Source organism: Streptomyces sp. NPDC091282, from assembly GCF_044757385.1.
GTDB classification, from domain to species: domain Bacteria; phylum Actinomycetota; class Actinomycetes; order Streptomycetales; family Streptomycetaceae; genus Streptomyces; species Streptomyces gramineus.
On sequence record NZ_JBIVUX010000004.1, the window covers coordinates 615470 to 636340 of the forward strand.

General features: G+C 73.3%; 22 protein-coding genes and 1 pseudogene. 18 read left to right on the top strand and 5 right to left on the bottom strand.

Annotated features, from left to right (window positions below):
* Positions 1 to 139: 139 nt before the first annotated feature.
* The 3 genes from ACIQOE_RS21610 to pqqB all read left to right on the top strand — a co-directional run bounded on the left by ACIQOE_RS21610 (position 140) and on the right by pqqB (position 2652).
* A complete protein-coding gene (locus tag ACIQOE_RS21610; RefSeq protein ID WP_351322677.1) occupies positions 140 to 541 on the top strand; it encodes an SseB family protein in 402 nt (133 codons plus the stop codon).
* Between the two features lie 51 nt (positions 542 to 592).
* The gene (locus tag ACIQOE_RS21615) at positions 593 to 1705 is read left to right on the top strand and encodes a hypothetical protein (RefSeq protein ID WP_401413039.1); all 1113 of its coding nucleotides are present in this window, start codon (positions 593 to 595) and stop codon (positions 1703 to 1705) included.
* Positions 1706 to 1767: 62 nt separating this feature from the next.
* The gene (gene pqqB / locus ACIQOE_RS21620) at positions 1768 to 2652 is read left to right on the top strand and encodes a pyrroloquinoline quinone biosynthesis protein PqqB (RefSeq protein ID WP_401413041.1); all 885 of its coding nucleotides are present in this window, start codon (positions 1768 to 1770) and stop codon (positions 2650 to 2652) included.
* On the opposite strand, the gene ACIQOE_RS21625 is transcribed toward pqqB, so the two are convergent.
* Positions 2649 to 3047 (bottom strand): MarR family transcriptional regulator, encoded by a 399-nt coding sequence (locus tag ACIQOE_RS21625; protein ID WP_351322683.1) that lies wholly within the window; start codon positions 3045 to 3047, stop codon positions 2649 to 2651. The genes pqqB and ACIQOE_RS21625 overlap by 4 nt on opposite strands.
* 96 nt (positions 3048 to 3143) lie before the next feature.
* Positions 3144 to 3494, bottom strand: a complete 351-nt coding sequence (locus ACIQOE_RS21630) for a VOC family protein (protein ID WP_351322685.1) — start codon at positions 3492 to 3494, stop codon at positions 3144 to 3146.
* Positions 3495 to 3753: 259 nt separating this feature from the next.
* Here ACIQOE_RS21630 and ACIQOE_RS21635 point away from each other — a divergent pair, with 259 nt between their 5' ends.
* The 12 genes from ACIQOE_RS21635 to ACIQOE_RS21690 all read left to right on the top strand — a co-directional run bounded on the left by ACIQOE_RS21635 (position 3754) and on the right by ACIQOE_RS21690 (position 14378).
* Positions 3754 to 4041: a helix-turn-helix domain-containing protein gene (locus tag ACIQOE_RS21635; protein ID WP_365554291.1), complete on the top strand. Its 288-nt coding sequence runs from the start codon at positions 3754 to 3756 to the stop codon at positions 4039 to 4041.
* 29 nt (positions 4042 to 4070) lie between these two features.
* The gene (locus ACIQOE_RS21640) at positions 4071 to 5024 is read left to right on the top strand and encodes an SMP-30/gluconolactonase/LRE family protein (protein ID WP_365554293.1); all 954 of its coding nucleotides are present in this window, start codon (positions 4071 to 4073) and stop codon (positions 5022 to 5024) included.
* A 67-nt stretch (positions 5025 to 5091) separates the two neighbouring features.
* Positions 5092 to 5553 (top strand): fluoride efflux transporter CrcB, encoded by a 462-nt coding sequence (gene crcB / locus ACIQOE_RS21645; RefSeq protein WP_351322691.1) that lies wholly within the window; start codon positions 5092 to 5094, stop codon positions 5551 to 5553.
* Positions 5550 to 5930, top strand: coding sequence for a DUF190 domain-containing protein (locus ACIQOE_RS21650; protein WP_351322693.1), 381 nt, complete (start codon positions 5550 to 5552; stop codon positions 5928 to 5930). Before crcB (ACIQOE_RS21645) ends, ACIQOE_RS21650 begins: the two co-directional genes overlap by 4 nt.
* Positions 5927 to 6301 carry a fluoride efflux transporter CrcB gene (crcB, locus tag ACIQOE_RS21655; RefSeq protein ID WP_401413045.1) on the top strand — a complete coding sequence of 125 codons (375 nt, stop codon included), beginning with the start codon at positions 5927 to 5929 and terminating at the stop codon, positions 6299 to 6301. Before ACIQOE_RS21650 ends, crcB (ACIQOE_RS21655) begins: the two co-directional genes overlap by 4 nt.
* 72 nt (positions 6302 to 6373) lie before the next feature.
* Positions 6374 to 7210 carry an undecaprenyl-diphosphate phosphatase gene (locus ACIQOE_RS21660; protein ID WP_362174022.1) on the top strand — a complete coding sequence of 279 codons (837 nt, stop codon included), beginning with the start codon at positions 6374 to 6376 and terminating at the stop codon, positions 7208 to 7210.
* Positions 7211 to 7380: 170 nt separating this feature from the next.
* Entirely contained in the window at positions 7381 to 8046 is a 666-nt protein-coding gene (locus tag ACIQOE_RS21665; RefSeq protein ID WP_351322852.1) for a FadR/GntR family transcriptional regulator, read from the top strand.
* Between the two features lie 43 nt (positions 8047 to 8089).
* Entirely contained in the window at positions 8090 to 9106 is a 1017-nt protein-coding gene (locus ACIQOE_RS21670) for an asparaginase (protein WP_365571631.1), read from the top strand.
* A gap of 56 nt (positions 9107 to 9162) precedes the next feature.
* The gene (aspA, locus tag ACIQOE_RS21675) at positions 9163 to 10566 is read left to right on the top strand and encodes an aspartate ammonia-lyase (protein WP_351322701.1); all 1404 of its coding nucleotides are present in this window, start codon (positions 9163 to 9165) and stop codon (positions 10564 to 10566) included.
* Positions 10567 to 10602: 36 nt separating this feature from the next.
* The gene (locus ACIQOE_RS21680; protein ID WP_351322703.1) at positions 10603 to 11541 is read left to right on the top strand and encodes a glutaminase; all 939 of its coding nucleotides are present in this window, start codon (positions 10603 to 10605) and stop codon (positions 11539 to 11541) included.
* A 102-nt stretch (positions 11542 to 11643) separates the two neighbouring features.
* Complete coding sequence (gene mptB / locus ACIQOE_RS21685) at positions 11644 to 13038, top strand: polyprenol phosphomannose-dependent alpha 1,6 mannosyltransferase MptB (protein WP_351322706.1); 1395 nt, start codon at positions 11644 to 11646, stop codon at positions 13036 to 13038.
* Positions 13035 to 14378: a glycosyltransferase 87 family protein gene (locus tag ACIQOE_RS21690; protein WP_401413049.1), complete on the top strand. Its 1344-nt coding sequence runs from the start codon at positions 13035 to 13037 to the stop codon at positions 14376 to 14378. Before mptB ends, ACIQOE_RS21690 begins: the two co-directional genes overlap by 4 nt.
* Before the next feature lie 41 nt (positions 14379 to 14419).
* Here ACIQOE_RS21690 and ACIQOE_RS21695 read toward each other — a convergent pair.
* Positions 14420 to 15316, bottom strand: a pseudogene (locus tag ACIQOE_RS21695) (D-alanyl-D-alanine carboxypeptidase family protein); the annotation flags it as partial.
* Positions 15317 to 15410: 94 nt separating this feature from the next.
* Positions 15411 to 16559 (bottom strand): transcription termination factor Rho, encoded by a 1149-nt coding sequence (gene rho / locus ACIQOE_RS21700; RefSeq protein ID WP_362642443.1) that lies wholly within the window; start codon positions 16557 to 16559, stop codon positions 15411 to 15413.
* Between the two features lie 395 nt (positions 16560 to 16954).
* On the opposite strand from rho, the gene ACIQOE_RS21705 reads away from it, so the two are divergent.
* From ACIQOE_RS21705 to ACIQOE_RS21715, 3 genes are all read left to right on the top strand, one after another.
* A complete protein-coding gene (locus ACIQOE_RS21705) occupies positions 16955 to 18202 on the top strand; it encodes a cytochrome P450 (protein ID WP_401413051.1) in 1248 nt (415 codons plus the stop codon).
* 117 nt (positions 18203 to 18319) lie between these two features.
* Positions 18320 to 19225 carry a hypothetical protein gene (locus tag ACIQOE_RS21710; protein WP_401413053.1) on the top strand — a complete coding sequence of 302 codons (906 nt, stop codon included), beginning with the start codon at positions 18320 to 18322 and terminating at the stop codon, positions 19223 to 19225.
* Positions 19226 to 19281: 56 nt separating this feature from the next.
* The gene (locus ACIQOE_RS21715) at positions 19282 to 20040 is read left to right on the top strand and encodes a class I SAM-dependent methyltransferase (protein WP_351322717.1); all 759 of its coding nucleotides are present in this window, start codon (positions 19282 to 19284) and stop codon (positions 20038 to 20040) included.
* On the opposite strand, the gene ACIQOE_RS21720 is transcribed toward ACIQOE_RS21715, so the two are convergent.
* Positions 20010 to 20753, bottom strand: coding sequence for a GntR family transcriptional regulator (locus ACIQOE_RS21720; protein ID WP_351322719.1), 744 nt, complete (start codon positions 20751 to 20753; stop codon positions 20010 to 20012). The two genes, ACIQOE_RS21715 and ACIQOE_RS21720, sit on opposite strands and share 31 nt — an antisense overlap.
* Positions 20754 to 20871: the final 118 nt, after the last annotated feature.

The following is a 20871-nucleotide window of genomic DNA, read 5'->3' on the forward strand; positions in this document are numbered from 1 at the left end:
CTTGTGCCGGTCCGGCCGGCCGGCACGTCGTGCCGGGAACCCCGGACGCATGCCCCGTCGCCGATCGGGTACGCGTGCCGTGGCCGCCCGGTACTCACCGGTCCCTGCGGCCGGTACCACCACTATCTGGGGATCTGTCATGGAGACACCCGCACACGACGACATTCCGACGCCGGCCCAGCGGGCACTCGACACGCTGGCCGTGAACGCCGACGACCGTGACGCGCTGGACACACTCGCGCACAGCGACGTGCTGGTCCCGGTGCCCGACGACGCCGCCGAGGCGGCCGACCCCGCGATGATCGCGCTGCCCGTCCTGGAACGGCCCGACGGCGATCCCGTCGTCCCCGTGTTCACCTCGGAGGGGGAGCTGACCGGCCTGCTGCCGACCGTCTCCCGCTACCGCCTGGTGCCGCTCGGCGCGCTGGCCCAGCAGTGGCCGGAGGACAACCTGTCGCTCGCCATCGACGGCAGTTCGACGCACGCGCTGACCCTCACCTCCGAGGGCGTGCGCACCCTGCTGGCCCGGCCGGCGGGCTGACGCCGCCTCTCCCGGTCACCGCGAGATCCCGGCGCGGGCCAGAATGGCCCCATGGAATGGATCTCCGGGGTGGCCGGGGGACTGGTGCTGATCCTGGTCCTGCGCAGCATCCTGCGCACCCTCGTGGTGCCCCGGGGCCTGTACTCCGTGCTGGTGTACCGGCTGTGGTCGACGCTGCGGAAGCTGCTGTGCCTCACCGCGCGCGGCGGCGACTACCGTGCGATCGACCGCGCGGAGACCTGGCTCGCCCCGCTGATGCTGATCGGCATGCTCGCCGCCTGGCTCGGCGGGGCGTTCCTCGGCTTCGGCATGCTGCTGTACGCCCTGTCCCCGCTGTCCTGGGACACCGCGTTCCGGGAGGCGGGCTCCAGCCTGTTCACCCTCGGGTTCGCCAGCGGCGCCCGGCTGCGGCTGTCCGCGCTCGACTTCGTCGCCGCCGCCACCGGCCCCGTGGTCATCGCCCTGCAGATCGCCTACCTCCCCACGCTGTACGCCGCCTACAACCGCCGTGAACTGGAGGTCACCCTCCTGCAGTCCCGGGCCGGCGAACCCGCCTGGGGCCCGGAGATCCTGGCCCGCCAGTGGCTGGTGGACACCGAGGTCGCCCTGCCCCAGCTCTACCGGGACTGGGAGCGGCTGGCCGCCGACATGGGCGAGAGCCACGCCACCTACCCGGTGCTGCTGGCGTTCCGCTCGCCGCGCCCCTACCGGAGCTGGCTGGTCGGCCTGATCGCCGTCATGGACGCCGCCGCCCTCCAGCTCGCGCTCGCGCCGAGCACCGCCCCGGCGGAGGCCCGCCTGGTGCTGCGCGCCGGGTTCACCGCGCTGCGCGACATCGCCGTCTCGGTACGGGCGACCTTCGACGCGGACCCGCCGCCCGACGCGCCGATCGACCTGACGTACGGCGAGTTCGAGGCGGCCGTGGCCATGCTGGAGAAGACCGGTTTCCGCGCGGAACGCGGCACCGAGGAGGCCTGGCCGCACTTCCACGGCTGGCGCGTCAACTACGAGGCCGTGGCCTACGAGCTGTGCCGCCGGTGCGACGCCGTACCGGCGCTGTGGACCGGGGGGCGCGACTTCCCGTCGGAACCGATCCCGCCGATGCGCCCGGTGGACCGCCGGCCCGACGGAGGAGGGCCGGAAGTTCCGCCCGGCCACGGGTAGCGGCCCCCGTCCTGAGGGAAGATCCCACCAGGGGCCGGGGAGAGCGGAAGGGGCGGATCGTCGTGAGGGTCGTCCTGCTGGGCACCGCCGCCGGCGGCGGATTCCCGCGGTGGAACTGCGCCTGCGCGCTGTGCGCGGCCGCCCGGGACGGCAAACTGCCGTCCCGCACCCAGGAGTGTGCCGCCCTGAGCGGCAACGGCCGTGACTGGTGGCTGCTCAACGCCTCCCCGGACATCCGCGCCCAGCTCACCGCCACCGCGGTGCTGTGGCCGGGCCCGGGACCGGGGGAGACCCCGGTGCGCGGCGTGCTGCTCACCGACGCCGAGGCCGAGCACATCACCGGCCTGAGCGAGCTGCGCGGAACACCTGACCTGAAGGTGTACGCGGCGCCGCCCGTGCTGACGGTGCTGGCCCCGGCCCGCGGCGGCCTCGACCGCTACGCCCCCTGGCAGTGGGCCGACAGCCTGGCCGACGGCGGATTCGTGCTGTCCGGCGGGCTGGTCGTGACCGCGCACCCGGTGAGCGCCAAGGCTCCGTCGTACGTGCCGGCCGCGCTCTCCGGGACCGACGGCCGCTGGGTCACGGCGTACCGCGTCGAGGACCTGGCCACCGGGGGAGTCCTGGTCTACGCGCCCTGCGTCGGCGCGTGGAGCGACACCCTGGACGACCTGTGCGCACAGGCCGACTGCGTCCTGCTGGACGGCACGTTCTTCACCGCCGACGAGAGGGACACCGCCGTCCGGCCCGGCCGGGCCGCCCTCGGCCACCTCCCGGTCTCCGGCCCGCACGGCAGCCTCGCCGCGCTGGCCGCGCATCCCCGCGCCCGCCGGATCTACACCCACCTCGACCACACGAACCCCCTGGTCGACCCGGCCTCCCGGGCCCGCGCCCCGGTGGCCGAGGAGGGCGTCGAAGTCCTCCCGGACGGTGTCGAGTTGGCTCTCTAGTCCGCCGGGGCGTCGAGCATCCGCTGCAGTGCGGCCCGCTGCAGCGGCCGTACCTCGGCGTGCAGGGCGCGGCCCCTGGGCGTCAGCGCGACCCACACGCCCCGCCGGTCCTCGACGCACACCGACCGCTCCACCAGGCCGTCCTTCTCCAGCCGCCCGATCAGCCGGGACAGCGCGCTCTGGCTGAGATGGACCTGCCCCACCAGGTTCTGCACCCGGCAGTGGTCGCCCTCGACGGGCGTCTCGGCGGCCAGCCGGTCGAGCACCTCGAAGTCGCTCGCCCCCAGCCCGTGCGGGTGCAGCACCCGGTCGATCTCACACATCGTGCGCGCGTGCACCGACAGGATGTCCCGCCAGCGTTCCTCCAGCCGGGACTCGGATGCTGTGACTGCCATACCCGCACCGTAGCACCGATCCGGCCAATCGTTGAGTGTGCAACTAGTGCGGGCGCAAGCGGAGTCGGCGGGCCGTGCGGCGCGGCTGCACGGCCGTCAGGCCACCGGGTCCTGGAGCAGGCCCACCATGTTCCCGTCGGCGTCCTTCACCGAGGCCACGAGCCGGCCGTTGCCGACGTCCCGGGCGTCCTGGACCAGCTCCGCACCGGCCGCCAGCAGCGCCGCGAGCCGCTCCCGCAGATCGGTGACGTGCCAGAACGGCGTCGGTCCTGTCAGGCCCTGGGCGTGGCCGTTGGGGTCCAGGCCGACGTCCTGGCCCGCTGCCTTGAAACCGATGTAATACGGCTCGTCGGCGTACGGCTCGACGCCGAGCAGCGCACCGAACAGGGCCTTGGCCCGCTCCGCGTCCTTCACGGGGTAGATGATCGTCTGGATGCCTGCGGTCATGGTCTTCTCGCTCCTCGTACCTGGCTGCCCGGCGCGGTCCGTCCGGTGGTCCCCACGCTAGGAGCAGGACGGGCGCCACGGCTTCTCGAAAACTGACCGGCTGCCGGACGGCCCGCCCGCCGCCACGGACCGGTTCCGGCCGCACACGGGCGGCCGTCCGGTCTCGGACAACGCTCGCCGACTCCCGGACGAGGCGGCTTCGGCTGCGCGACAGTGGGAAAAACGCACTACGGGGAGGCAGGGGACGGAGGCCGGTCGGATGCTGAGGAAGTCCACGAACGCGAGTCGCCTGGACATTCTGGACTGGCTCAAGGATCCGCCGGCCCACTTCCCGCGCCAGCGGCACGCGGACCTCGCCGAGGACGGTGTCACCGTCCGGGCCGTCGCCGTGAAACTCGGCGTCTCGCGCAGGGTCGCCGGCGCCCATCTGGACGTGCTGACCCGGCTCGGCCTGCTGCGCACCCGGCGCATCCGGCACCGCACCTACTACCGGCGCGACGAGATCCGCATCGCCGAGGTGGCCCGGATGTTCGAGAAGGGCTGGTGAGAGCGGTTACCGCTGCCAGTATGGGTCTCATGGACCGACCCGCGCGCCTCGTCCCCCTCCACTACGTCGCCATCGGCGGCCGCGGCCCGGAGGACGTGGTGACGGCCCCGGACGGCGGCGTGCTCACCGGCGTCGAGGACGGCCGCATCCTGCGCCTGGACGGCCTCGGCGACCCGGACACCGCCCGGGTCCGGGAGCTCGCACGCACCGGCGGCCGCCCGCTGGGCCTCGAACTCCTCACCGACGGCGACCTGTTGGTGTGCGACGCGGAGCGCGGCCTGCTGCGCGTCGGCCTCGCCGACGGCGCCGTCCGGGTCCTCGCCGACTCGGCCGAGGGCGAGCCGCTGCGGTTCGCCAGCAACGTCGTCGCCCTGCCCGACGGCACCGTGTACTTCACCGCCTCCAGCCGCCGCTTCCCGCTGGACCACTGGATCGGCGACATCGTCGAACACAGCGCCACCGGCCGCCTGCTGCGCCTCGCGCCCGGCGCGAGCGCGCCCGAAGTGGTCTGCGACGGCCTCCAGTTCGCCAACGGACTGGCCGTGAGCGGCGACGGCACCTTCCTGATCGTCGCGGAGACCGGCGCGTACCGGCTGACCCGCTTCTGGCTGACCGGACCGCGGGCCGGCCGCGCCGAGTTCTTCGCCGAACTCCCCGGCATGCCGGACAACATGTGGCGCGACGGCGAGCTGACCTGGGTGGCGCTGGCCGGCCCGCGCAACGCGCCGCTGGACCTCTTCCACCGCACTCCGCCCGCCGTCCGCCGCGCCGCCGCCCGAGCCGCCGTGCACGCCCCCTACCGCCCGGCCGGCACCCTCGCCGTCGTGGCCCTGGACGACCACGGCCGGGTCGTCCACCACCTGGCCCGCCACCACTGCGGCTTCCGCATGGCCACCAGCGTCTGCGTGAGCGGCCGCCACCTGGTCCTCGGCAGCGTCCGGGAGCCCGGCGTCGCGGTCTGCGCGGCCCCCGCCGCGACGTGACCGCCCGGTAGACCCGGCGGTACCCTGGTGCACCCGCCGGTGGTGTTCGAACAGGAGACGTACGACCATGACAGCGCCGGAAGCCGAGAGCCTCCGTGTCGAGCCGAGCACGCGGCGCCGGTCCGAGTGGCGCAGCCAGGCGCCGGTCGTCGCGGTGGTCGCGGCCGGAGGCGCGATCGGAGCCGTGGCCCGCTACGCCCTCGCCCTCGCGCTGCCCACGGCCACCGGGGGATTCCCCTGGGCGACCTTCTGGACGAACGTGATCGGCTGCGCGGTGATCGGCGCCTTCCTGGTCCTGATCACCGAAGGACTCTCCGCGCACCGCCTGGTCCGCCCGTTCTTCGGCACCGGCGTCCTCGGCGGCTTCACCACCTTCTCCACGTACACCGTCGACATCCAGAAACTGGTCGACCACGGCCGGCCGGGCACCGGCCTGGCCTACCTCGCCGCGACCCTGTGCGCGGCCCTCGCGGCCGTGTGGTGCGCGGCGACCGTGACCCGCCGTGTCCTCACCCGGAGGCAGCGATGACGAGACTCACCGGCCGCGCCCTGCGCCTGACGGTCTACATCGGCGAGGACGACATCTGGCACCACAAGCCCCTGTACACGGAGATCGTGCACCGCGCGCACGCGGCCGGGCTCGCGGGCGCCAGCGTCTTCAAGGGCATCGAGGGCTTCGGCGCCACCTCCCGCATCCACACCGCGCGGCTGCTGTCGCTGAGCGAGGACCTGCCGGTGGCGGTCGTCCTCGTGGACACGGAGGAGCGGATCCGGGAGTTCCTGCCGCAGCTCGACGAACTGGTGACCGAAGGGCTCGTCACCCTGGACGACTGCGAGGTCATCAGGTACGTCGGCCGGGACAAGGAATCCGGCAAAACGGACGCGAAGGGTAAGAACTCGTTGTGAACTGGCTGCTGGTCGTGGCGGGCGCCGTCGTCGGTGCCCCGCTGCGTTACCTCACCGACCGCACCGTCCAGGCCCGGCACGACTCCGTCTTCCCCTGGGGCACCTTCGTGGTCAACGTGACCGGCTGCCTGATCCTCGGCCTGCTGACCGGCGCGGCCTCGGCGGGCGCGGCGAGCGCGCACCTGCAGCTGCTGCTGGGCACCGGGCTGTGCGGGGCCCTGACGACGTACTCGACGTTCTCCTACGAGACCCTGCGGCTGACCGAGACCGGCGCGGGGCTCTACGCTGCGGCCAACGTCGTCGCGAGCGTGGCGGCGGGGCTCGGTGCGGCCTTCGCCGGGGTGGCGATCGCCGGATCGGTGTGGGGCTAGGACTTGCTTCACACCCACGCGTTGTAAGACTGTCTACAGCACTGTCGACCTAACTCTGCAGAACTGGATCCCATGAGCGCCATCTCCGTCGGTCAGGCCGCCGTCCTCGGTGTCGTCGAGGGGGTGACGGAGTTCCTCCCCGTCTCCTCCACGGGCCACCTCAAGATCACCGAGGGGCTCATGAACATCCCCGTCGACGACCCGTCCGTCGTCGGGTTCTCGGCCGTCATCCAGGTCGGCGCCATCGCGGCCGTGCTGGTGTACTTCTTCAAGGACATCCGCCGGATCGTCTCCGCCTGGGGCCGTGGGCTGGTCGACAAGGAGGAGCGCTACCACCACGACTACAAGTTCGCCTGGTGGGTGATCGCCGCGACCGTCCCGATCGTCCTGGTGGGCCTCGCCGCCAAGCCGCTGATCGACGGCCCGCTCGCCTCGCTCTGGGTGGTGGCCGGCTCGCTGATCCTCGGCTCCGGCGTGATGTGGGCGGCGGACCAGATGGGGCGCCACAAGCGCGGCGAGGACGACACCTCCTTCGCGGACGCCATGTGGGTCGGCTCCTCCCAGATCCTCGCCCTGCTCTTCCCCGGCTTCTCCCGCTCCGGCGCCACCATGTCCACCGCGCTCATCCGGGACCTCGACCGGGTCGCCGCGACGCGCCTGTCCTTCTTCCTCGGCATCCCGGCGCTGACCGGCGCCGGGATCTACGAGCTGAAGGACGCCCTGGGCGCGGGCGTCGGCGCCGCGCCGCTGGTCGTCGGCACGGTGGTCTCCTTCGTGGTGGCCTACGGCTCCATCGCGTGGCTGCTGAAGTTCGTCGCCAAGCACTCCTTCAACGCCTTCGTGATCTACCGGATCGTCGTCGGCCTGGCCCTGTTCGGCCTGCTCGCCACCGACACGCTCAGCGCCTGACACGTTCGGCGCACCCGCACGGGGTGCGGCACCTGTCCCTTCAGGTGCCGCACCCCGTGAATTTTTCTCTTCAGGCCGCTTGACAGCCGCGCCCCGCAAGCCGGACCATTCCACTCGTGAACCTGTCAGACAGCCGGACAGCCGGACAGCCTCCGCGACGCGTGAGCGCCATGGAGGCGGTCCTGGCGCACCTGCGCGGCGCGATCGAGCGCGGCGAGTACGCGATCGGCGACAAGCTCCCCTCGGAGGCGGAGCTGTGCCGCACCCTGGAGGTCAGCAGGCCCGTCCTGCGCGAGGCGCTGCGGGCCCTGCAGACGATGGGGCTGACCGTCTCCAAGACCGGCAAGGGCACCTTCGTCGTCGCCGGTGCCGTCGAGGACCCGACCTTCGGCGACTACGCGGCCAGCGACCTGCTGGAGGTGCGCCGGCACATCGAGATCCCGGTCGCCGGATACGCCGCGCTGCGCCGCACCCCGGAGAACCTGGACCACCTGGCCCACCTGCTCGACCGCATGGAGCGGGAGACGGACACCACCGCGTGGGTCGCGATGGACACCCTCTTCCACCTCGCGGTGGCCGAGGCCGCCCAGAACCCGGTCTTCCGCCGGGTCATCGAGGAGATCCGGGACGCGCTCGCGCGCCAGTCGGCCTTCCTCAACGAACTCGGCGACCGGCGCGAGCAGTCCAACCGCGAGCACCGCGCCATCGTGGAGGCGCTGGTCGACGGCTCCGAGTCCGACGCCGTGGACGCGATGAGCCACCACCTGGACCGCGTCCGGACGACCCTCACCCGCATCGTGCGCTCCACGCACCCGCCCGCCGGAGCCGGCGCGTGAACCGCGCACCGGTCCGTACCGACCCACCCGAGACCAGGCAGTGATGTACAGCAGCTTCCCCGCGCCCGCGCCCGTCGTCCGCGAACCCCTGCACGCCCCCGTCGCCCACCTCATACGCGGCGGGGTCGTCGAGGGCGTCCACTACGGCTCCGTCGTCGTCCTCGGAGCCGACGGCGAGGTCCAGTTCCAGCTCGGCGACATCGAGGCCGCGTTCTACCCGCGCTCGGCCCTCAAGCCCGTCCAGGCCGTGGCCATGGTGCGGGCCGGACTGCCGCTCGACGGCGAGCTGCTCTCCCTGGCCGCCGCCAGCCACTCCGGCGAGGAACGCCACCTGGACGGCGCCCGGCGGATCCTCGCCCTCGCCGGACTGACCGAGGCGGACCTGCGCAACGTGCCCGACATGCCGTACGGCACCGAGGTCCGCGAGCGCTGGATCCGGGAGGGCCGGCAGCCGTCCCGGCTGGCCCAGAACTGCTCCGGCAAGCACGCGGCGATGCTGTGGACCGCGAAGCTGAACGGCTGGACCCTGGACGACTGCCTCGACCCGGCCCACCCGCTGCAGCAGGCGGTGGCCGAGGCGGTGGAGGACCTCACCGGCCAGCACATCGCCCGGACGACCGTCGACGGCTGCGGAGCACCGCTGTTCTCGGTCTCCCTGCACGGCCTCGCGCGGGCGGTGTCCCGGATCGTGACCGGCGCGCCGGGCACGCCGCAGGCCCGGGTCGCCGACGCGATGCGGGCGTACCCGGAGATGGCGTCCGGCGCCGGACGCGACGTGGCGGCGCTGATGGCGGCCGTGCCGGGGCTGCTCGCGAAGGACGGGTTCGAAGGCGTGCAGGTCGCCGCGCTGCCGGACGGCCGGGCCGTCGCCGTGAAGATCGCCGACGGGGCGAACCGGGCGCGGATCCCGGTGGCGGCCGCGGCGCTGGAGCGTGCCGGGGTCGATCCGGAGCTGCTGAGCGGCTTCCAGGGCGAGGCGCTGCTCGGCGGCGGTCGCGCGGTCGGCTGCGTACGACCCGTCCGCTCGCTGGACCCGGTCGCGATACCGGCCTGCGCCTAGGCACTCCCGGCTCTCCTGCCGTCCTTCCGAAGATCCCGAAGAGGAATCGTTTTTCCATGACTTTTCGCAGCGAGCACGACCTGCTCGGCGACCGTGACGTGCCCGCCGACGCCTACTGGGGTGTGCACACCCTGCGCGCCACCGAGAACTTCCCCATCACCGGCACGCCGATCTCCGCCTACCCGCATCTGATCGACGCGCTGGCCGCCGTCAAGGAGGCCGCCGCCCTCGCCAACGAGGAGCTGGGGCTGCTGGCGCCCGCGAAGGCCGCCGCGATCGTCGCCGCCTGCCGGGAGATCCGCTCCGGCAAGCTGCACGACCAGTTCGTCGTCGACGTCATCCAGGGCGGCGCGGGGACGTCGACGAACATGAACGCCAACGAGGTCGTCGCCAACCGGGCGCTGGAACTGATGGGACACCGCAAGGGGGAGTACGGGCACCTGCACCCCAACGAGGACGTCAACCTCGGCCAGTCCACCAACGACGTCTACCCGACCGCCGTCAAGATCGCGACGGTCTTCGCGGTCCGCGGACTGCTCCGGGCGATGGCCGTGCTCCAGGACGCCTTCGGCCGCAAGGCCGTCGAGTTCCGTGACGTGCTGAAGATGGGCCGCACCCAGTTGCAGGACGCGGTGCCCATGACGCTCGGCCAGGAGTTCTCCACCTTCGCCGTCATGATCGACGAGGACCGTTCCCGTCTCGGCGAGGCCGTCGAGCTGATCCACGAGATCAACCTCGGCGCCACCGCCATCGGCACCGGCCTCAACGCGCCCGCCGGATACGCCGAGTCGGCCCGCCGCCACCTCGCCGAGATCACCGGACTGCCCCTGGTCACCGCCGCGAACCTGGTGGAGGCCACCCAGGACTGCGGCGCGTTCGTGCAGATGTCCGGTGTGCTGAAGCGGATCGCCGTCAAGCTCTCCAAGAGCTGCAACGACCTGCGGCTGCTCTCCTCCGGCCCCCGCGCCGGACTCGGCGAGATCAACCTGCCGCCCGTACAGGCCGGTTCCTCGATCATGCCCGGCAAGGTCAACCCGGTGATCCCCGAGGTCGTCAACCAGGTCGCCTTCGAGGTCATCGGCAACGACGTCGCCATCACCATGGCCGCCGAGGCCGGACAGCTCCAGCTCAACGCGTTCGAGCCGATCATCCTGCACTCCCTGTCGGAGAGCATCACGCACCTGCGCAACGCCTGCCTGACCCTGGCCGAGCGGTGCGTCGACGGCATCACCGCCAACACCGAGGTGCTGCGCGCCACGGTCGAGAACTCCATCGGCCTGGTCACCGCCCTCAACCCGTACATCGGGTACACCGCGGCCACCGACATCGCCAAGGAGGCGCTCGCCACCGGCCGGGGCGTGGCGGAACTCGTCCTGGAGAAGGGCCTGTTGCCGGCCGAACGGCTGGCCGCCCTGCTGCGGCCCGAGGTCGTCGCCGGCAGCGCCCAGCCCCTCGTCTGAGCCGCGGGCACGCGCCGGGACCGGCACGGGGGCACAATGGTGATCATGTCGATGTCGTCGTCACCGGCCTTCCTGCCGGTCCTGGAGCGGATCGCGGACGAGATCGAGCGGACGCCCGGCCGCGGGCGGCCCGCCGACTACATACCGGCGCTCGCCGCCTGCGACCCGCGCAGCTTCGGCATGGCCGTGGCCGAGCTGGACGGCACCGTCCACGGCGTGGGCGACTGGCGGCAGCCGTTCTCCACGCAGTCCATCACCAAGGTCTTCACCCTCGCCCTCGACCTGGGCCGCGAGGGCGACGAACTCTGGGAGCACGTCGGCCGCGAACCCTCCGGCAACCCCTTCAACTCCCTGGTCCAGCTGGAGTACGAGAACGGCATCCCGCGCAACCCGTTCATCAACGCGGGCGCCCTCGTCGTCACCGACCGGCTGCAGACCCGCAGCGGGGACGCGGCCGGCGAACTCCTCGCCTTCCTGCGCGCCGAGAGCGGCAACACCGGCCTGGACTTCGACAAGGGCGTGGCCGCCTCCGAGTCCCAGCACGGCGACCGCAACGCCGCCCTGGCCCACTTCATGGCCTCCTACGGCAACATCGACAACGACGTACCGGTCCTGCTCGACCAGTACTTCCGCCAGTGCTCCGTCGCCGCGTCCTGCGCCGACCTCGCCCTGGCGACCACGTTCCTGGCCCGCCACGGCATCCGGGCCGACGGCAGCCGGCTGCTCACCCGCAGCCAGGCCAAGCAGGTCAACGCGGTCATGCTGACCTGCGGCACGTACGACGCGGCCGGCGACTTCGCGTACCGGGTGGGACTGCCCGGCAAGAGCGGGGTGGGCGGCGGCATCATCGCGGTGGTGCCGGGCCGTTGCGCGATCTGCGTGTGGAGCCCGGGGCTGGACGAGCGCGGCAACTCGGTCGCGGGCGTGGCCGCGCTGGACAGGTTCACCACGCTGACCGGCCTGTCGGTGTTCTAGGTTCCGGGCGCACCGTACACAGGTAACAAGCAGGCCGCCCCCAGGAAAACGCCCCGTCGCTTTCTGGCCACCCGTCCTTGACACGCTGACCCAGTGTTGGCCATGGCTTTCCCCGTCGATCTCCGCCGCTGCCAGGTCCTGGGCCTGGCCGGTACCGCGTTCCTCGCCCTGGGAGGTGAGACAGCCGGCGCCCTCCCCGTTCAGGACCTGCTCGCGCCCAGCTCCGTGCAGGCGGCGTTCGGGCTCGTCGGCGTCTACTTCGGCGTGGTGCTGCTCATCGCGGCCTGGCTGCTGCTGGGCCGCCTGGTCCGCGGCGGCGAACCACCCACCCCGCGCCAGCTGTTGCTGGTCCTCGCCGTCTGGGCGGCCCCGCTGCTGCTCGCGCCCCCGCTGTTCAGCCGGGACGTGTACAGCTACCTCGCGCAGGGCGCGATGGTCGACGCGCACATGGACGTCTACACGGCGGGACCCGCGCAGCTCGGCGGACCGCTGGCCGACGAGGTCGCCCCGGTCTGGCAGAACACCGCCGCCCCGTACGGCCCCGCCTTCATGGGCGTCGCCTCGCTGCTGTCCGGACTCACCCGGGGCGAACTGCCCGCCGGGCTGTTCGGCATGCGGCTGGTCGCCCTGCTCGGCGTCGGCCTGATGGCGGCCGCGCTGCCCCGGCTGGCCCGGCACAGCGGCGCCGATCCGGCCGCCGCGCTCTGGCTCGGCGCCCTCAACCCGCTGGTGCTGCTGCACCTGGTCGCCGGCGCCCACAACGACGCGATCATGCTCGGTCTGCTGGGCCTCGGCCTGGTCGCGGCGCTCGGCCGCTGGCCGGTCCTCGGCGCCGTGCTCGTCACGCTCGCGGCGCTGGTGAAGGCACCGGCCGCACTCGGCCTGCTGGCGATCGTCGTCGTCCAGGCGCGCAGGGGCCGCAGCCCGGTCGCCGCGTCCCTGCTGACGGCCGCAGCGGCCGGCGCCACGACGGTGGCCGCGACCGCGGTGGCGGGAACCGGCTACGGCTGGATAGGAGCGCTCGACACGCCCGTCTCCGCCCACAACTGGGCGCTCAGCAGCCTGCTCGGCCGGGCCACCGGCGCGCTCCTCGCACACCTCGGCAGCGACCTGGCGCCGCTGGCCGTCCCGGCCTGGCATCTGCTGGGGCTGGCGCTCACGGCGGTGACTGTGCTGCTGATATGGGTCCGGCTGCGGCCGCGCCCGGTCTACGCGCTCGGCCTGAGCCTCGCCGCGGTCGCCGCCTTCGGACCGGCGATCCGCCCCTGGTACGCCATCTGGGGCCTGTTCCTGATAGCGGCGGCCGCGCCCAGCACCTCGGTACGGCACCGGGTGGCCGCCGTCACCGGGGTGCTCGCGCTCGCGGTGCTGCCCAGCGGCGGCCCGGCCGACGTCGGCCAGCTGGTCCTCGCCGTCTCCGGCGGGGTGCTCGGCGTGGTCGTGCTGTGGCAGGCCCACCAGGCCGCGCAGGCCCCGGCCGTGGGACGCACGGCATGAGAGGACCGCGCACCGACCGGGGGAGACTGCTGCTCGTCCTGGTCCTCGTCACCGCCGTGACCGTGTTCACCGCCACCGTGCCGCTGCTGCGCGACTGGTTCGACCTGCGCGTCTACTACGGCACCGTGCACACCTGGGTGCACCACGGCGGCCGGATCTACGACTACCGGGTGCCCGGCACGGAGTACGGCTTCACCTATCCGCCGTTCGCCGCCGTCGGCATGCTGCCCATGGCGCTGGTCGGCCTGCACCTGGCCATCGCGGCCTCGCTGCTGGTCAACCTGGCGGCGCTGGCCTTCGTGCTGCGCATCATGGCCGGGCCCGGCTGGCGGCGCTGGGGCTGGTACCGGTGGGCGCTGGCCCTGTGCGGGCTGGCGCTGTTCGAGCCACTGCGGGACACCTTCAGCTTCGGCCAGGTGAACCTCGTGCTGCTCGCCCTGGTCCTCGGCGACTGCTGTCTGCTGCGCAGCGGACGCGGGCGCTGGGCGGGCGCCGGGATCGGACTCGCCGCCGCCGTCAAGCTCACCCCGGCGCTCTTCATCGGCATGCTGCTGCTCGCCCGCCGGTGGCGGGCGGCGGCGACCGCCACGGCGGTGGCGCTCGCCGCCACCGGACTCGCCGCCTGGGCCGACCCGCGCGCCTCCCGCTTCTACTGGACGCGGGCGCTGTGGGACACCAGCCGGGTCGGACGGCTCGACTACGTGTCCAACCAGTCGCTGCAGGGCGTCCTGGCCCGGCTCGGCCACCCCGACAAGCCGCTGTGGGCGTCCGCCGTGCTGATCACCCTCGCCGTGTGGGCGTGGCGGACCCGCAGGGCGGTGGCGGCCGAGGACTGGACGGCCGCCTTCGCGCTCACCGGGCTCGCCGCCTGCCTGGTCAGCCCGATCACCTGGGTGCACCACCTGGTGTGGACGCTGCCCGCGTTCGTGCTGCTGGCGCGGGCGGGACACCCGCGGATCGCGGGCGCCCTCTACGCGGTGATGTGCACCAGCGTGGTGTGGCTGTGGTTCGACGACGCCTCGGGCGTCGACGGCTTCCTCGGCAGCAACCTCTACACCTGGATCACGCTGGGGCTGCTGCTCGGCCTGCCGACCGGTCAGGCCCGCCCGGAGCGCGCGCCCCTGAGCCGGATCGCGAGGCTCACCGCGCCCGCGCCGAGCACCGCGACGCCCGCCGCGATGGCGGTGCCGGACCAGTCGGAGCCGTCGTCCGGCGTGGCGGCTGCCGCCACCGGTACGGTGCTCGGTCCCGGCCGGGGCCGGGGCTTGGCCCGCAGGGCGTCCAGCGAACCCACCGGGTCGACCCGCCCGGCCGCCTCGAAACCCCAGTCGAGCAGTTGACGGGCCTCGTCGTACACGCCGCCGTCCTGGGGGTTCATCAGCGTCACGATCAAGGTGCGCCCGTCCCGCCGGGCGGCGGCGACCAGGGTGTTGCCGGCGTTGGTGGTGTAGCCGTTCTTGATCCCGATCATGCCGGGGTAGCGCGGCGTTCCGTCCTCGCCGGTCAGCAGCCGGTTGGTGTTCTGGATGCCGAACGTCCAGCCGTCGCCGGTCGGGAACTGGGCCGAGGCGGTCGAGCAGTACCGTGCGAAGTCCGCATTGCGCAGCCCGGCCCGGCCGAACACCGCCAGGTCGAACGCGGAGGAGACCTGTCCCGGCGCGTCGTAGCCGTCGGGGGACTCGACGTGGGTGTCGAGGGCGCCGAGGGTGCGTGCCTTGGCCTGCATCAGGGAGACGGTGCGGTCCCAGCCCCCGTCGAGCGCGGCCAGGACGTGCACGGCGTCGTTTCCTGAGCTGAGGAAGACCCCGCGCCACAGGTCGGCCACCCGGTAGGTGTGGCCCTCCTGGACGCCGACCAGGCTGCTGCCCTCCTCGACGTCCGCCAGTTCCTGCGGTGTCACCCGGTGCTGCAGACCGGCCGGCAGCACCGGCAGCACGGTCAGCGCGAACAGCGTCTTGAGCGTGCTGGCCGGGGGCAGCGCGCGATGGGCCTCGTTCGCCGCCAGGACCTGGCCGCTGGCCGCGTCGGCGATCACCCAGGAGAGCGCGGAGACGTCCGGGACCTCGGGCACCCCGGAGTGCGGCCGGACCTGGACGCCGGAGTGGAAGAGCAGGGACGGGCCGGGCACCGCCGCACTCCGGGGCGGCGCCGGGTCGAGTGCCGCGGGGCCGGCTGCGGCCGTGCCGGACGCCAGTGCCAGCACACCCGTCACACACAGGGCGCAGGTCGACACCGCGGCTCGGCGGCGGGCACCACGGGCAGAGAATCCGATCGTCATACGGTCAACGTAGGAAGGGAGTGCGTGTCCGGCGCGCAGCCTGGGCCGGACGGACGCGTCGAGCAACCCGGACGACTGACGTCCGGCTCCGGTGTCAGCCCGCCGGCAGGGTCGGCCGGACGCGGCGCAGGAAGGCGGCGTTGTCCGGCGTCTCGCGCAGCCGCTCCAGAAGGGTCTCCAGGCCGAGGGGGCCGCCCTCCCGGCTCCGCAGGGCCCGGCGCAGTCCGTGTACGGCGGTCAACTCGGCAGGGGTGAGCAGGAGTTCCTCGCGGCGGGTGCCGGAGGGGCCGAGGTCCACGGCCGGGAAGACCCGGCGGGAGGCCACGTCGCGGTCCAGCCGCAGCTCCATGTTGCCGGTGCTCTTCAGCTCCTCGAAGAAGTAGCCGTCGGCGCGGGAGCCGGTGTCCACCAAGGCGGTGGCGAGGATGGTGAGCGAGCCGCCCTCCTCGGCCTTGCGGGCGGCCCCGAAGAACCGCTTGGGTCCGATCAGCGCGCCGGCGTCGACGCCGCCGCTGAGGGTACGGCCGTTCGAGGCGGCCGCGTTGTTGTGGGCCCGGCACAGCCGGGTCAGCGAGTCGAGCAGGATGACGACGTCCCGGCCGTCCTCGACGAGCCGCTTGGCCCGCTCGACGACGAGTTCGGCGAGGGCGATGTGTTCCTTGGCGGGCCGGTCGAAGGTGGAGGCGTACACCTCGCCGCGGACCGAGCGTCGCATGTCGGTTACTTCCTCGGGGCGCTCGTCGAGCAGCAGCACCATGAGGTGGCACTCCGGGTGGTTGCCGGCGACGGCGGCCGCGTACTGCTGGAGCAGCACGGTCTTGCCGGTCTTCGGCGGGGCCACGATCAGCCCGCGCTGGCCCTTGCCGACGGGGGCGAACAGGTCGGTGAGCCGTCCGGCGAGCCCGGCGGCGGGGTGTTCGAGACGGATCCGCTCGTGCGGGTGCAGCGGGGTCAGGTCGCGGAAGTGACGGCGGCCGCGCAGCGCCTCGGGCGCACGGCCGTTGACGCGCGTGACCTCGGTCAGGGCGGCCCGGCCGCCCCGGACGCCGTCGACGAGATCGCCCCGGCGCAGGCCGTGACGGCGGATCAGCGCGGCGGGGACCTGCGGGTCGGCCGGGGAGGGCAGGCAGGTCGGGGCCCGCAGGTGCCCCTTCCCTGCCGCGTCGATGTCGAGGACGCCGGTGACGGGCCGGACGGCGTCGCCGGCCTGCTGCCGTACGGGAGGTTCGAGTGTGGTGGTCATGGGAGGTGGTCCTTTCGAGGACGGGAGACGAGCGAGAGAGAGGGGGAGGGGCCGCGGGGGAGAGGCGTGCGCACAGGCCTCCGTGCGGCGGGAACGGCACCTCGGGAACGGCAGGGAAAGCCCTGGTCGCGAGGTGGTGCGAAGAAGCCGACGGGCCGATCGAGAGCGGGCCGAAGCGGCTGGAGGAGAGGAATCCGGCACCGGCGCCCGGCAACGGGGCGATCACAGGTGCTGTTCGCACTATACCCGGAGTTCCATGCCGGTCAACATGGCACCGGCCGCCGGTATTCCCGGGCCGGATCCCGGACCCGAGTGGCCGGGAACCCCGGGTCACGGCGGCCCCGGTGCGCCTACGATCGGCGGTGCCCGCGTCCCGTGCCCCGTCAGGAGTCCCGGTGGAGACCTCGCCCGAGCCGCACCGTCCGGACCCCGCGGGCGGCTGCCCGCACGCCGACAACGCCAGGCTGCTGGCGCGCGGAGCCGTGACGCCCGTCGTCCTGCCCGGCGGGGTCGAGGGCATGGCCGTCCTCGGCCACGACGAGCTCAGGGAGTTCCTTCAGCATCCCGAAGTCGCCAAGGACGCCCGGCACTTCACCGAGCTGCGGGAGGGCCGCATCCCGGCCGGCTGGCCGCTGCTGACCTTCGCCACCGTACGGGGCATGACCACCGCGGACGGCGAGGACCACCGCAGGCTGCGCGGACTGGTCTCCCGGGCCTTCACACCCCGCCGGGTCGAGGAACTGCGGCCCCGGGTGGAGGAGTTGACCGCGACCCTGCTCGACGGCCTGGAGCGGGCCGCGGTGGACGGCGTGGCCGACCTGCGCCGGCACTTCGCGCTGCCGCTGCCGATGGGCGTGATCAGTGAACTCCTGGGCGTGGACGAGGAGTTCCAGCTCCGGCTGCACCAGCTGACCAGCCAGGTCGTGGCCACCGGCATCGAACCGGCCCAGGCCGTCGCCGCCAACCGGGAACTGGTCGCCGTCCTCGCCGCCGTCGCCGCGTCCCGTGCCGAACGGCCCGGCGACGACCTCACCAGCGCCCTGATCGCCGCCCGCGACGAGGAGGGCGACCGGCTCGGCCAGGAGGAGCTGATCGGCACCCTGGTGCTCATGATCATCGCCGGGCACGAGACCACCCTCAACCTGATCACCAACGCCGTGCGCGCCCTGTGCGGCCACCGCGACCAGCTCGACCTGGTCCGCGGCTCCGCGGCGAGCTGGGCGGACGTGGTGGAGGAGACGCTGCGCTGGGACGCGCCGGTCAGCTACTTCCCGTTCCGCTACCCCGTGCGGGACCTGGACCTCGGCGGCACCGTCATCCCGGCCGGCACTCCGGTCCTGGCCGGCTACTCCGCCGCCGGCCGCGACCCGGCCGCGCACGGCCCGGACGCCGACCGGTTCGACGTCACCCGGCCCGCCCGCCCCGACGCCGTGCGCAGCCTCTCCCTCGGACACGGCGCCCACTACTGCCTGGGTGCCCCGCTGGCCCGGCTGGAGGCCACCGTGGCCCTGGAGCGGCTCTTCGACCGCTTCCCCGACCTCGACCTGGCCGTACCCGAGGAGGACCTCGCCCGCGAAGCCAGCTTCGTCGGCAACAGCGTCCACACCCTTCCGGTGCGCCTGGGGACCTCCCTGTCCGCCTGATGTGCCATCAACTTCCTTACGGCAGACAGGTCATGGCGCGGCGACGGATGTCCGCAATCGATAACGGTCGCGGCCGGGACGGGGACGCGATGTCGGGTAATGCCTTATCTTCACGACATGTCCACGCCACCGCAGCCGCCGTCCTCCCCGCAGCAGCCGCCGCCGATCCCCGAGCAGCCCTCGCCGCCTCCACAGCCGCCGGAGCAGCCGCCGGCGAACCCGCCCCGGCCGACCGCCTACCCGTACCCGAACCCGCAGTCGCCGCCGCAGAACCCCTACGCCCAGCCGACCGTGGTCAACCAGCCCGCGCCGCCCCCGCAGCAGGACAACCCCTATGCCGTGCCGCCCGGTTACGGCTATCCGCCGCCGGTCGCACCTCCGCCGGCCGGCGGGAACGCGGCCGGCAGAGCGGTGCTGTGGGCGGTCGTCGGCGCGGTGGTGGCCTCCGCGGGCTGGGCGGCCGCCCTCTTCCTCACCGGCGGTCTCGGCGACGGCGCGGACCTGCGCGGCTACCGCGCGCCCGCGAACCTCTGCTCCGGCGCCGACTACTCCTCGTTCAAGGACGAGTATCCCGACGACGACTCGGCGCCGACGAAGAACGCGCTGAAGGACCCGGCCCTGGACGAGAGTTCCTGCAGCGTCAGCCTCAAGAAGACCGGATCCAGCTACACGGACGCCTACCTCGCCCTCCAGGTGGACCTGCACAAGAAGACCGATCCGGGACCGGAGTTCACGGCCGCCTGGAAGAACTACGGCGACAGCCACACCGACTACGACGTGAGCCCGGTGCAGGGCATCGGCGACGAGGCCTACCTGGTCACCGAGGACACCAGCAGCGGCTCCACCACCAGCGGTTCGCGGTACGCCACCCTCGCGGTACGGGACGGCTGGATGACGTACACGATGAGCTACAGCGCCTACTTCTCGTCGTACGGCAGCGACACCGACCCGCCCACCCTCGACGAGGTGACCGGCTGGCTGAAGACGGACACCAAGTCCACCCTGGAGCAGCTCAGGAACTGACGCCCAGCCCGCGCCTTCGCGGTGCCGGGCGCGGGCGGCTCCCGTAGGCTGGCCGGATGTTCAGCCCCGATGGCCCGAGTCTTCGCGAGCTCACCGTCCAGGCCCTGTCCTCGGTCGAGCGCGGCTACGACCTGCTGGCCCCGAAGTTCGACCACACGCCCTTCCGGACCCCGGACCCGATCCTGGAGTCCGTCGCCAAGGCGCTCGCCCCGCTCGGTCCGTTCACGGACGGCCTGGACCTGTGCTGCGGCACCGGCGCGGGACTGGACGTACTGGCCCAGGTGTGCGGGAACAGCGTCACCGGCGTCGACTTCAGCGCGGGCATGCTCGACGTCGCCCGGCGGCTGCCCCCGCCCGACGGGCCGGACGTCCGCTGGGTGCGTGCGGACGCCCGGGCCCTGCCGTTCGGGCCCGCCTTCGACCTGGTCGTCAGCTTCGGGGCGTTCGGGCACTTCCTGCCCGGTGAACTGCCCGGCCTCTTCCGGCAGGTCCACTCGGTCCTGCGGCCGGACGGCGCCTTCGCCTTCCCGGTGCCGGCACCGCCCCGCCCCTCAGGGCCCGGGTTCTGGGCCCTGCTCGGCTTCGACGCCGTGATGCGGGTGCGCAACGCCCTGTGGCGGCCGCCGTTCGTCATGTACTACCGGGCCTTCAGGCTCTCCACCGTGCTGCGGGAGCTGGAGCGGGCCGGGTTCGCGGTGGAGCTGCGCGCGCTGCCCGGGTTCGGGCGGCGGGCCGACGGCAGCCCGCGCGCCCGGCTCGTCGTGGCCAGGACGGCCGGTACGGGTCAGCCCGCCGCCGGCACCGTGAACTCGTAGACCAGGGTGTCCTGCTCGGCGTCGACCACGAGGTCGGTGATCTCCAGCGGGCGGGCGTACTGGTCGTGCACCCGGCGTGTCACCAGGACCGAGGCCGCGTCCGCGACGTGGCTGATCGAGTCCCGGTGGTGCAGGGTGAGGCCGGCCTTGCGCATCCAGTCGTAGGCCCGGCGCAGCTGGGCGGCGGCCGCGCCGTCGGCGCGGTCCCGGTAGCGGCCCAGCTCCTCCACCTCGGCCAGGGCGACGGTCGAGAAGGAGGTCACCGCCGTGCGCAGGGCGCGGCCGTCGGGAGCGGCGGACTCGTAGCGGTGGACCAGGGTCGGCCGGTGCGGCGCGAGCCCAAGGGCCGCCGCGTGTTCCGGCGGCGGCTCCTCCCAGGTCACCGTGGCGCGGTCGACGGCGCCGTGCTCCGTGGTGCCGGCGCCCACCGGGAACGCCAGGGAGACCGGGCTCTCCACCGGCCGGCCGTGCAGGGTGGCGTGGCTGCCCCGCCGGTCGGTGGCGACCAGGCCGCTGTGCCGCAGCACGTCCAGCGCCTGCCGGACGGTCTCCCGGCTGACCCCGAAGTGCTGGGCCAGCTGTCTCTCCCCGGGCAGCCGTTCGCCGGGCGGGATGGTGCCGGCGCGCAGCTCGCCGAGCAGCTGTGTCGCGATCTGCCCGTACAGGGGCTGCCCTTCGTTCTCGGAGTGGTCGTGGTGGGTGGTGCGGGCCATGCCGCGCCTCCTGTTGGTGACAAGACGTAGCCGTGCGGGCTCATTGCGCGACCACATCTAGCATTGGTCTAAACCATCAGGGAAGGGCGGCCGGCAGGTTCGGCCGAAACCGGACCGG